The 10,731-nt window shown below is 70.0% G+C and carries 6 protein-coding genes; 3 read left to right on the forward strand and 3 right to left on the reverse strand.

The window, feature by feature from the left end; all coding sequences use genetic code 11:
* Positions 1-100 precede the first annotated feature (100 nt).
* Complete coding sequence (locus ACY5KJ_RS12725) at positions 101-595, reverse strand: RDD family protein (protein ID WP_462187560.1); 495 nt, start codon at positions 593-595, stop codon at positions 101-103.
* A 182-nt stretch (positions 596-777) separates the two neighbouring features.
* Between ACY5KJ_RS12725 and glnA the strand changes: the two genes are divergently transcribed.
* Entirely contained in the window at positions 778-2,202 is a 1,425-nt protein-coding gene (gene glnA / locus ACY5KJ_RS12730; protein WP_462187559.1) for a type I glutamate--ammonia ligase, read from the forward strand.
* A 729-nt stretch (positions 2,203-2,931) separates the two neighbouring features.
* Positions 2,932-3,993 carry a glutamine synthetase GlnII gene (glnII, locus tag ACY5KJ_RS12735; protein WP_462187558.1) on the forward strand — a complete coding sequence of 354 codons (1,062 nt, stop codon included), beginning with the start codon at positions 2,932-2,934 and terminating at the stop codon, positions 3,991-3,993.
* A 104-nt stretch (positions 3,994-4,097) separates the two neighbouring features.
* Here glnII and ACY5KJ_RS12740 read toward each other — a convergent pair whose 3' ends face one another.
* Complete coding sequence (locus ACY5KJ_RS12740) at positions 4,098-7,289, reverse strand: bifunctional [glutamine synthetase] adenylyltransferase/[glutamine synthetase]-adenylyl-L-tyrosine phosphorylase (RefSeq protein ID WP_462187557.1); 3,192 nt, start codon at positions 7,287-7,289, stop codon at positions 4,098-4,100.
* Complete coding sequence (locus tag ACY5KJ_RS12745) at positions 7,286-8,644, reverse strand: glutamine synthetase family protein (RefSeq protein WP_462187556.1); 1,359 nt, start codon at positions 8,642-8,644, stop codon at positions 7,286-7,288. The genes ACY5KJ_RS12740 and ACY5KJ_RS12745 overlap by 4 nt, the downstream gene beginning before the upstream one ends.
* 187 nt (positions 8,645-8,831) lie before the next feature.
* On the opposite strand from ACY5KJ_RS12745, the gene ACY5KJ_RS12750 reads away from it, so the two are divergent.
* The gene (locus ACY5KJ_RS12750) at positions 8,832-10,622 is read left to right on the forward strand and encodes an NAD+ synthase (protein ID WP_462203424.1); all 1,791 of its coding nucleotides are present in this window, start codon (positions 8,832-8,834) and stop codon (positions 10,620-10,622) included.
* Positions 10,623-10,731 lie beyond the last annotated feature (109 nt).

A 10,731-nucleotide genomic window follows, 5' to 3' on the forward strand; every position in this document is an offset into this window, starting at 1 on the left:
GAGGAACTTCCCAAACAGGCCCTAGCGCCGCCGCCAGGCGTGGTCCGCCGTGCCACCCACGGTGGACCACCCCCGAAGCCCCGTAGTGGAGGGATCCGCGCTACTTTTCGGGGCCGGGCTTCTCGGGGCCGGAGCCCACGGGGTCGCGCACCACCACGGTCCCGGCGGCGCGATCGTGAAGGCCGCGTAGGTCACGGTCCCAGATGAACACCGGGATGAACAGGCCCAGCAGAACGGTACGCACGACGATCCACGGCCAGGACTGCCGACCACAGTCACGCAGCCGGATCACGCGGATGCCGACCAGCCGCATGCCGATCGTCTGGCCGGCCGTACCGACGAGGATCAGCTCCTCGAGCAGGAAGACCGCGTAGATCGCGAGGCCACGCGCGTCGGCGGTGTAGCTCAGTCCGACGATGTACAGCATGCCGACGATCAGGTTCGCGGCGACCGCGTCCACGAGGTAGGCCAGCAGGCGCGGACCGAACCCGACCACGGATCCTCGGCCGTCCCGCGGCAACCCGAGGCGTACCCCGGGCGGGGTGTCCCGCGGCAGACCTGGCCCGTCAAGCCAGCCTCCAAGTGCTCGTCCCACGACGCAAGCTTATGTGGCACCGCAACATGCACCCAACTCATCACGTTGAGTGATTAAGTAGGTTTCGGTAACGCTACGGAAACTATCCCATGATGTCGTGCGCCGACGGCCTGGTGACCGGAGACACGCCAACATGGCGTAACCTGTGGCCCTAAGAAGCGTGACGCGATGCTGGAGGACGAATGTTCGCAAAAGCAGAAGACGTGCTTCGCTATATCCGGGACGAAGACGTTCAGTTCATCGATGTCAGGTTCTGCGATCTTCCCGGGATCATGCAGCACTTCACCATCCCGACCCAGGTCTTCGCGGAGTCGGTGTTCACCGAAGGCCTGATGTTCGACGGCTCGTCGATCCGCGGCTTCCAGGCCATCCACGAGTCCGACATGCTGCTGCTGCCGGACCCGCACACCGCTTTCGTGGACCCCTTCCGCGAGCACAAGACCCTCGCCATGACGTTCTTCATCCATGACCCGATCACCAAGGAACAGTACTCCCGGGACCCGCGCAACATCGCCAAGAAGGCGGAGACCTATCTCCGGGGCACCGGCGTCGCGGACACCGCGTATTTCGGTCCGGAGGCGGAGTTCTACATCTTCGACGATGTCCGCTATGACTACAACCCCTACGGGTCGATGCACCAGGTCGACTCGGTCGAAGCCGCCTGGAACACCTCCCGGAAGGAAGAGGGCGGAAACCTCGGGTACAAGCCGAGGTTCAAGGGCGGCTACTTCCCGGTGCCGCCCACGGACCACTTCACCGACCTGCGTTCCGAGATGACCCGGGTGCTCTATGAGACGGGTATCACCGTCGAGATGCAGCACCACGAGGTCGGCACCGCGGGCCAGGCGGAGATCGACATCAGGTACGACACGCTCCTGAAGACCGCCGACAACCTGATGCTCTACAAGTACATCATCCGCAACGTCGCCCGCGGCCGCGGCAAGACCGTTACCTTCATGCCGAAGCCGCTGTTCGAGGACAACGGATCCGGTATGCACGTCCACTCCAGCCTGTGGAAGGACGGGGAGCCGCTCTTCTACAGCCCGAACGGGTACGGCGGTCTCTCGGACACCGCCCGCTACTACATCGGGGGGCTGCTGCACCACGCCCCGGCGCTGCTGGCCTTCACCAACCCCACCACGAACTCCTACCGTCGGCTCGTGCCCGGCTACGAGGCGCCCGTCAACCTGGTCTACTCGGCCCGCAACCGGTCGGCGTGCTGCCGCATCCCGCTCAGCGGTGACTCACCGAAGGCCAAACGGGTCGAGTTCCGCGTGCCGGACCCGAGCTGCAACCCGTATCTCGCCTTCGCCGCGATTCTGATGGCGGGGCTCGACGGCGTGCGGAACAAGATTGATCCGCCGGACCCGATCGACAAGGATCTCTACGACCTCCCGCCGGACGAGCTGGCCGCGGTTCCCCAGGTCCCGGGTTCGCTGGAGAAGGTGCTCGACGCGCTGGAGGCGGACAACGAGTTCCTGCGGGAGGGCGACGTCTTCACCGCGGATCTGATCGAGACCTGGCTGGACTACAAGCGGGTCAACGAGGTCGACGCCATCCGCCTGCGGCCGCATCCTTACGAGTTCACCCTCTACTACGACATCTGACGCCCAGCCGTAAGGTTCCGGCCATTGACCCATCGCCGGGCCGCGGGTGATCCGGCGGGCGCCGAGGCGGTGACCGCGGCCTGCTCCCAGACAGGTGCGGCACGGTGAACCGCGGGGGGTCGGTCACGCTCTCGAGGCGGGCGGCCCCGATTGACCCCTGCGGTTCGTCTGGTCCTTCGCCGCGGTGGCAGAAGGCCTCTTCGAGCCGGGGACGCGTACGGAAACCAGGTCGCGCCGCCACCTCCGGGCGGAGACCGGCCGAAGGCCCGCCGATATCCACCGAGTGCCGGCGAGCGCCAGAAAGATCACGGGCAGGGGATGCCCGGACCCTTTCCCGGGGTACCAGGCGAAACCCCCGAACCCACATTGAAAATTAATATACTAATTCCCCGAGGCCCTACTTCGACGACGTCGGAGGCGGGCCTCACGTCTATGCGGAACGGCGCGGTCCGGAATACCGGCCATCTCCCTCCGACACCCGCCAGGACACCACGACACGAAAGCGGAGCCGGGGACTCCGAAAATCCCGGACGGCAGTCGGCCCCGATCGCCCAGGGTCAGCCTTTCGTGACATAGCAGAGACCGAAAATTAACAATCACGGAACAGGAAGGTAACTGGGCACGACAAGGCTCCGGTCGAACCCTCCCGTCATTCGCGGCCTGGGTCGGCTGGCCAGGCCGATCACGAAGCCGCTCCGTAACGTGCAGGATCAACCACGGGGAGTATGAGTGAGTTATCAGGCCGAATACATCTGGATCGACGGCACCGAGCCCGAGCCGCTGATGCGCAGCAAGACCCGCATCATCAGGGACGGTAAGGAGCCGGAGATCTGGGGCTTCGACGGCTCGAGCACCAACCAGGCGCCCGGATCGAACTCGGACTGCGTGCTGCGGCCCGTCTTCGTCACGCCCGACCCGCTGCGGGGTGGCGACAACCTCCTGGTGCTCTGCGAGGTCGAGCTGACCGACTTCACGCCGCACCCGACGAACATCCGGGCCGCCGCCCGGACCGTCGCCGAGAAGTACGCCGACATGACGCCGATGTTCGGCATCGAGCAGGAGTACACCTTCTTCAAGGACGGCCGTCCCTACGGCTGGCCGGAGGTCGGCTACCCCGCGCCGCAGGGACCGTACTACTGTGGCGTCGGCGGCTCGAAGATGCCCGGCCGCCAAATCGTCGAAAGGCACGCGCAGGCCTGCCTCGACGCCGGTCTCGCCATCGAGGGCACCAACGCCGAGGTCATGATGGGCCAGTGGGAGTTCCAGATCGGCGTGCTCCCCGCCCCGGCGATCGGCGACCAGATTTGGCTGGGCCGCTGGCTGCTCCACCGGATCGCCGAGGACTACGGCGTCGAGGTGTCGTTCGCCGCCAAGCCGGTCCCGGGCGACTGGAACGGTGCCGGCGCGCACACCAACTTCTCCACCAGGCAGACGATGGAGGGCTGGGACGCCATCGTCGCCTGCTGCGAGGCGCTCGGCACCCGGGTGCTGGAGCACGTGACCCACTACGGTCACGGCATCCAGGACCGACTGACCGGTAAGCACGAGACGGCTCCGTGGAACAAGTTCTCCTGGGGCGCCTCCGACCGCGGCGCGTCGATCCGGATTCCGTGGGCTGTCGAGAAGGCCAAGAAGGGCTGGCTGGAGGACCGCCGCCCGAACGCGAACATGGACCCGTACCTGGTCTCCGCGCTCATGATTGACACCTGCTGCAGCGCCCTGGCCGGCGATAAGCCGACGCTGTTCGTGCCGTCCCAGACCACCCCGGCCCCGGCCGGGGCAACCGTCTGACGAACGGTCACCAGGCCGGAGCACAGGCTGCCGTGGCGGTACTCCCGACGACACGACCGCCTGCCCGGTCTTACGGTGGCGCGGTTCCGGCACCACCGGGCGTGCTAGCCGAAATCCGCGGTCCGCTCGCGCGCGAACACCTCCTCGACGACGGCGCGGGCCAGCGCCGCCGACCGGCGGTGCTCGGCGACGAGCTCGCCGGCCCGGTCGGAGGGATATCCCGCCGCGCTCGCCATCGCCTCCAGACCGGGCGGGCGGTCAGGGACGACGTCCGGACGCGGCCAGCCGGCCAGCGTGCTCGCGTTCCGGATGCGGGAGGCGGACATCCAGGCCGCGCGCAGGATCTCCGCCTCGCTCGCGTCGAGCAGACCGGAGACGACCGCGGCCCCCAGGCCCTCGAGCGTCGACGTCGTGCGCAGCGTGGGAATCTGCCGGCCGTGGCGCAGCTGGAGGATCTGCACCGCCCACTCCACGTCGGTCAGCCCCCCGGGGCCGAACTTCAGGTGCAGCGCGCGATCGACTCCCCGTGGGATCCGTTCCCGCTCCATCCGCCCGCTCAGGCGGATAATCTCGTCCAGGGCGCCCGCGGGAAGCGTGGCCGGGTAACGCACCGTGTCCGCCAGCCGGCAGAACCGGTAGGCGAGCCCGGGATCACCGGCCAGGGGCTCCGCCCGCAGCAGCGCCTGCGACTCCCACTCCTGCGACCACCGTTGGTAGTAGGCCGCGTACGCCTCCAGCGTGCGTGAGGCCGGGCCGCTGCGCCCCTCCGGACGCAGCGATGTGTCCAGGCGCAGCGCCGGATCGGGTCCGGGAACGGCGAGCAGCCGGTGCAGCTCACCGACCACCTCGGCGACAGCCCTGCTCGCCCGGTCCGCTGACGCCCCTGGCCTGGCCTCGTGCACGAACAGCACGTCGGCGTCGCTGCCGTAGGACATCTCCGCGCCGCCGAGCCGGCCCATCGCGATCACCGAGATCCGCGCCGGCAACGACTCCGGGTCACCTCCGGCGACCCTGCGCTCGGCGACAAGCAGGGACGCGGCGATGGTGGCGGCCGCGGCGTCCGCCAGCGCCCGGCCCACGGCTGCGACGTCCTGCAGGCCGAGCAGGTCCGCGCAGGCGACCCGGACCAGTTCGACGCGGCGTACCGCCCGGGCCCGCCCGACGGCCTCCTCCCAGTCGGGGTTGCGGTGGGCGATCGCCACCATGGTCCGGACCAGTGCCTCCCGCGGCACCGGGACGAGATCGTCCTCGGTGCGCAGCAGCCGCACCGACTCCGGCGCGCGGGCCATCAGGTCCGCCACGTACCGGCTGGTCGCGAGTACCCGGGCGAGCCGGTCCGCGGCGCCGGCGGAGTCCCGCAGCAGCCGCAGATACCACGGGGCGCGCCCGAGTGCCTCGCTGACCCGGCGATAGGCCAGCAGCCCGGCATCGGGATCGGGGGCGTCGGCGAAGGCGGGCAGCATCGTCGGCAACAGGTGGCGTTGGATCGCGGCCGTCCGGCTCACCCCTCTGGTCAGCGCCTCGATATGGCGCAACGACCGGTCCGGCGCGGCGAATCCGAGCGCGGCCAGCCGGTCGGCCGCCTCCTGGGGAGTAAGGCGGATCTCCTCCGTCGACAGGCGGGCGACCGCCTCCAGCAACGGCTGGTAGAAGAGCTTCTCGTGCAGCGATCGGACGGATCGGACCACCCGGGCGTGGGCGTCCTCGAACGCCTCCGCCGTGCGCAACCCCATCGACCGGGCCAGCCAGCGCAGCTCGGTGGCGTCCCGGGGCAGGGTGTGCACCCGGCGCAGCCGTTGCAGCTGAAGGCGGTGCTCAGCGTTACGGAGAAAACGGTAGGCGTCGGCGAGCCCGGCCGCGTCGCGCCGACCGACGTAGCCGCCGCGGGCCAGACCGTCGATGGCGCCCAGGGTGGATGCGACCCGCAGCTTGGCATCCACCCGGCCGTGGACGAGTTGCAGCAGCTGGACGGCGAACTCGACGTCGCGCAGGCCGCCCGGCCCCAGCTTGAGATTGCGCTCCGCCTCCGCGCGGGACAGCGTCGACTCCACCCGGCGCCGCATCGCCCGCACGTCGGCCACGAAGCCGGGACGGGAGGCCGCCGTCCACACCATGGGCGCGACCATCGCGCAGAACTCGGCGCCCAACGCCAGGTCGCCCGCGATCGGGCGGGCCTTGAGCAACGCCTGGAACTCCCAGGTCCGGGCCCAGCGGCGGTAGTAGGCGTGATGGCTGGCGAGCGTGCGGACCAGGGCACCGTCCCGGCCCTCCGGGCGAAGCCCCACATCGACCTGGAACAGCGCACCGGCGGCGGTGACGGTGCCGGCGGCTCGGACCAGCCCCTCCGCCAGCCGTGCCGCCGCCGTCAGTACCGCCGGCCCGGCCGGTTCCGCCCCGATCTTCCCCCCGTTCGCCGCATCGCGGGGTGCCGTCGGCTCGGCGACGAACACGACATCGACGTCGCTGACGTAGTTCAGTTCCCGTCCGCCGCACTTGCCCATGCCGATCACGGCGAGCCGGACCGGGGGCAGCCGCGGGTCGAGCCCGGCACGGGCGACCGCCAGCGCCGCGTCCAGCGCGAATCCCGCCAGATCGGCGAGTTCGGCCGTGGCCTCGTCGAGTGGCACCGCGCCGGTCAGGTCCCGCGCCGCGAGGACCAGCAGCGCCCTGCGGTACGCGGTCCGCAGGGCGTCGAGGATCTGGGGACCGTCGCCCGCCGCCCGGGGCGCCGGATCGTCCGGATCCGCGCCGACCGCGCGCAGCAGACCTGCCCGCACGCTCGCCGCCTCCGGCGGGGTGGTGACCACCTCGTCGGCTTCCAGGATGTGCCAGTCCGCCGGATGGCGGGCAAGATGATCGCCGAGCGCGATGCTCGCGCCGAGCACGGCGGCGAGCCGTTCCCGCAGCCCCTCGTGGCGGGCCAGCGCACCGACGAAGGCCGCGCCCCCGGCCGGGCCGAGGGCGTCCACGAGCCGGTCCAGCGCGGCGAGAGCCCGGTCCGGATCGGCCGCAGCCGCCAGCGAGCCGACCACGACGTTGGCCTCGAGCCGTTCCTCGCGCACGATTCCCACGGTGGCGGGACCGGGCAGGACATCCCTGCCGGCGGTGGGCGACTGGACGGCCGGGCTGAGCAGGCCGAGGCGGCGCATTGTCGTCTCGACCCGGTCGACGTCGGTGAAGCCGAGTCGCGCGAGCTGCGCGGCGACCGAGCTCCCCCGCGGATGGGCCGCGACCGGTCCCGGCCCGACCGGCCCCGCCCCGGCTGTGGGGGGCCGGGTGCCGGTCCGCCCGGTCATAGCACCGGCAGGTACCGGTCGATCTCGAACGGGGTCACCTGCCGACGGTATTCCAGCCACTCGGCCCGCTTGTTCCGCAGGAAGAAGTCGAACAACTCGTCGCCGAGGGTCTCCCGCACAAGCGCGGAACGCTCCATCACCTTGACCGCCTCGGCGAGCGAGCCGGGCAGAGCGGTGATCCCGCGCTCACGACGCTGCGTGTCGGTGAGCGTCCAGACGTCGTCCGCCGAAGCCGGTGGCAGCTCGTAACCGCCCTGGACACCCCGCAGGCCGGCTGCCAGCACCAAGGCGAAGGTGAGATACGGGTTGCACGCGCTGTCCGGCAGCCGGAACTCCACCCGGGTGGCGTTGGATTTGTGGAGCTTGTAGAGCGGAACCCGCACGAGCGCCGAACGGTTGTTGTGGCCCCAGCACACATAGGCCGGCGCCTCCAGCACCTCGCCGACCCGCTGGTCGCCGATGAGCCGCTTGTAGGAGTTCACCCACTGGTTGGTCACCGCGGTGATTTCGGCGGCGTGCGCGAGGAGCCCGGCGATGAAGGCCTTCGCCACCTTGGACAGCTGATAGTCATCGGTCGGGTCGTGAAAGGCGTTGCGGTCACCCTCGAAAAGGCTCAGATGGGTGTGCATCCCCGACCCGGCCTGGTTACCGAACGGCTTAGGCATGAAGGTGGCGTAAATACCTTGCCGCAACGCCACCTCCTTGACCACCTGGCGGAAGGTCATGATGTTGTCGGCGATGGTGAGGGCGTCGGCGTAGCGGAGATCGATCTCCTGCTGGCCGGGGGCCACCTCGTGGTGGCTGAACTCCACCGAGATGCCCAGCCGTTCGAGCATGCTGATGGCCTGTTGCCGGAAATCATGGCTGATGTCATTGGGGGTCAGGTCGAAGTAGCCTGATTCGTCCACCGGCGGGGGCACCGGGCCACCGCGTTTCGGCGGCTCCCTGAGCAGGAAGAACTCGATCTCCGGATGGGTGTAGAACGTGAACCCCGCGTCGGCCGCCCTGGCTAGCGCGCTCCGCAGCACCCAGCGCGAGTCGGCGGCGGCGGGCGTGCCATCCGGCATCACGAGGTCGCAGAACATCCGGGCAGTGAGCGGATGTTCACCGCGCCAGGGAAGCACCTGGAAGGTGGAGGGGTCGGGCCGGGCCAGCATGTCGGCCTCGTGTACCCGCGCAAAGCCCTCAATGGCGGACCCGTCGAAACCGATACCCTCCGCCAGCGCCCCCTCGAGCTCCGCGGGGGCGATCTCTACCGACTTCAGGTACCCAAGTACGTCGGTGAACCAGAGCCGAACGAAGCGGATGTCCCGCTCCTCCAGAGTCCGGAGAACGAACTCCTGCTGTTTGTCCATAGTGCCTCCGCGCTGAGGATGTGGACTCGACGATACGGGCCACCCGATGTGCTTATCCCGAGCATAGCGACTACATCCGTTCGTCGCTGTGATGTTGCCTGGTAGCAACCAGTCCGCCAACGGCGTGTTACCTACCCTCCCGACACGGGACCTAACGGCCCACGCCGCGACCGCCTACGCTGCAACCATGGCCCAGCTGCGGATCGCCCTCGCCCAGGTGGACACGACCGTCGGGGATCTCGCTGGTAACGCCGACCTGGTCAGTACCTGGACGAAACGGGCCGTCGCCGACGGCGCTCATCTGATCGCCTTCGGTGAACTCACGTTGACCGGCTATCCGCCGGAGGACCTCGTCCTGCGCCGGTCCTTCGTCGCCGCGAGCCAGCGGGCGCTGGTGGCCCTGGCCCGCCGGCTGGCCGAGGAGGGGTGTGGCGAGATCGCCGTCGTCGTCGGCTACCTCGATGCGTCCGCGCAACCCGCGCCGAGTGTGGGACGCCCGGCCGGTGAACCGCAGAACGCCGCCGCGGTGCTCTGGGGCGGCGAGGTCGTCGCGCGTTACGCCAAGCATCACCTGCCGAACTACGGCGTCTTCGACGAGTTCCGCTACTTCGTGCCCGGCACGGCCTTTCCGGTGCTGCGGCTGCACGGGATCGACGTGGGCGTGACGATCTGCGAGGACCTGTGGCAGCAGGGCGGGCCGATCACCGTGGCCCGCCGGTCCGGGGTCGGCCTCGTCCTGTGCATCAACGGCTCCCCCTACGAGCAGGGGAAGTCCTTCCAGCGCGACGCCCTGTGCGCCGAGCGCGCCCGGGAGGCCGCGGCCGCCCTGGCCTACGTCAACCTCGTCGGCGGGCAGGACGAGCTGGTCTTCGACGGGGACTCCCTCGTCGTCGACGCCGCGGGGGAGCTCGTCGCGCGGGCCCCGGTCTTCAGCGAGGCGCTGCTGATCACCGACCTGGACCTGCCCGCGGCCGGTCCCGGCCCGGCGCGGGCGGTGTCCGGGGCCATCGACGCCGAGGATGGCACGACGATGACGGTGACGCGCACGATACTGGCCGCCGAGCCGCTGGCACCGTTCACCCCCCTGCCGCCGGTCGTCGCCGACCGCCCCGAGCCCGCCGGGGAGCTGTACACCGCGCTGGTCACCGCCACCCGCGACTACATCCGTAAGAACGGCTTCTCCTCGGTGGCGCTCGGGCTGTCCGGCGGTATCGACTCCGCGCTCGTCGCGACCATCGCGGTCGACGCGATCGGCGCCGGCGCCGTCCACACCGTCGCCCTGCCCTCGGGCTACTCGTCGGGGCACTCTGTGACCGACGCCGCCGAGCTCGCCCGCCGCCAGGGCACGCGGCACGCCGTGGTGCCCATCGAGCCGATCGCCGCCGCGTTCCGCGCCGCCGCCGCCCCCCTCGGCGGGCTGCACGGCCTCGCGGACGAGAACCTGCAGGCCCGGGTGCGCGGAACGCTGCTCATGGCGTTGTCGAACCAGCATGGGCACCTGATCCTCACCACCGGCAACAAAAGCGAGCTGGCAACGGGGTTCTCCACCCTCTACGGAGACAGCGCCGGCGGCTACGCCCCCATCAAGGACGTCTCGAAGACCCGCGTCTGGGAGCTGGCGCGCTGGCGCAACGCCGCCGCGGAGAAGCGTGGCGAGGTGCCGCCCATTCCCGAGGAGATCATCGTCAAGGCGCCGTCCGCCGAGCTTGCCCCGGGCCAGCTCGACTCCGACCGGCTGCCCGACTACGGCATCCTCGATCCCGTCCTGGACGACTACGTCAGCCACGACCAGGGCCGGGCCGAGCTGATCGCGGCCGGGCACGATCCGGCCGTGGTGGACAAGGTGATCCGGCTCGTCGACCTCGCCGAGTACAAGCGCCGACAGAACCCGCCCGGGCCGAAGGTGACCTCCAAGGCGTTCGGCCGCGACCGCCGACTGCCGATCACCGCCCGCTGGCGCGAGAACCCGCCGGCCTGACCAGCCGCGCGGGCCGGGGCCAGCCGCGCGGCTCGAGTCGAGCCGTTACAGCCGGCGCTCGTTTTATGCCTGGCCCTTAGGAGTCGAAATGAAATAACTTGCGCGTTTC

The organism is Frankia sp. CcWB3 (assembly GCF_977927595.1).

Excerpts from the sequence above, each read along its gene's own strand:
- ACY5KJ_RS12745 (WP_462187556.1), bottom strand. The coding sequence starts at position 8,644 with ATGGACAAACAGCAGGAGTTCGTTCTCCGGACTCTGGAGGAGCGGGAC.
- glnA (WP_462187559.1), top strand. The coding sequence starts at position 778 with ATGTTCGCAAAAGCAGAAGACGTGCTTCGCTATATCCGGGACGAAGAC.
- ACY5KJ_RS12740 (WP_462187557.1), bottom strand. The coding sequence starts at position 7,289 with ATGACCGGGCGGACCGGCACCCGGCCCCCCACAGCCGGGGCGGGGCCG.
- ACY5KJ_RS12750 (WP_462203424.1), top strand. The coding sequence starts at position 8,832 with ATGGCCCAGCTGCGGATCGCCCTCGCCCAGGTGGACACGACCGTCGGG.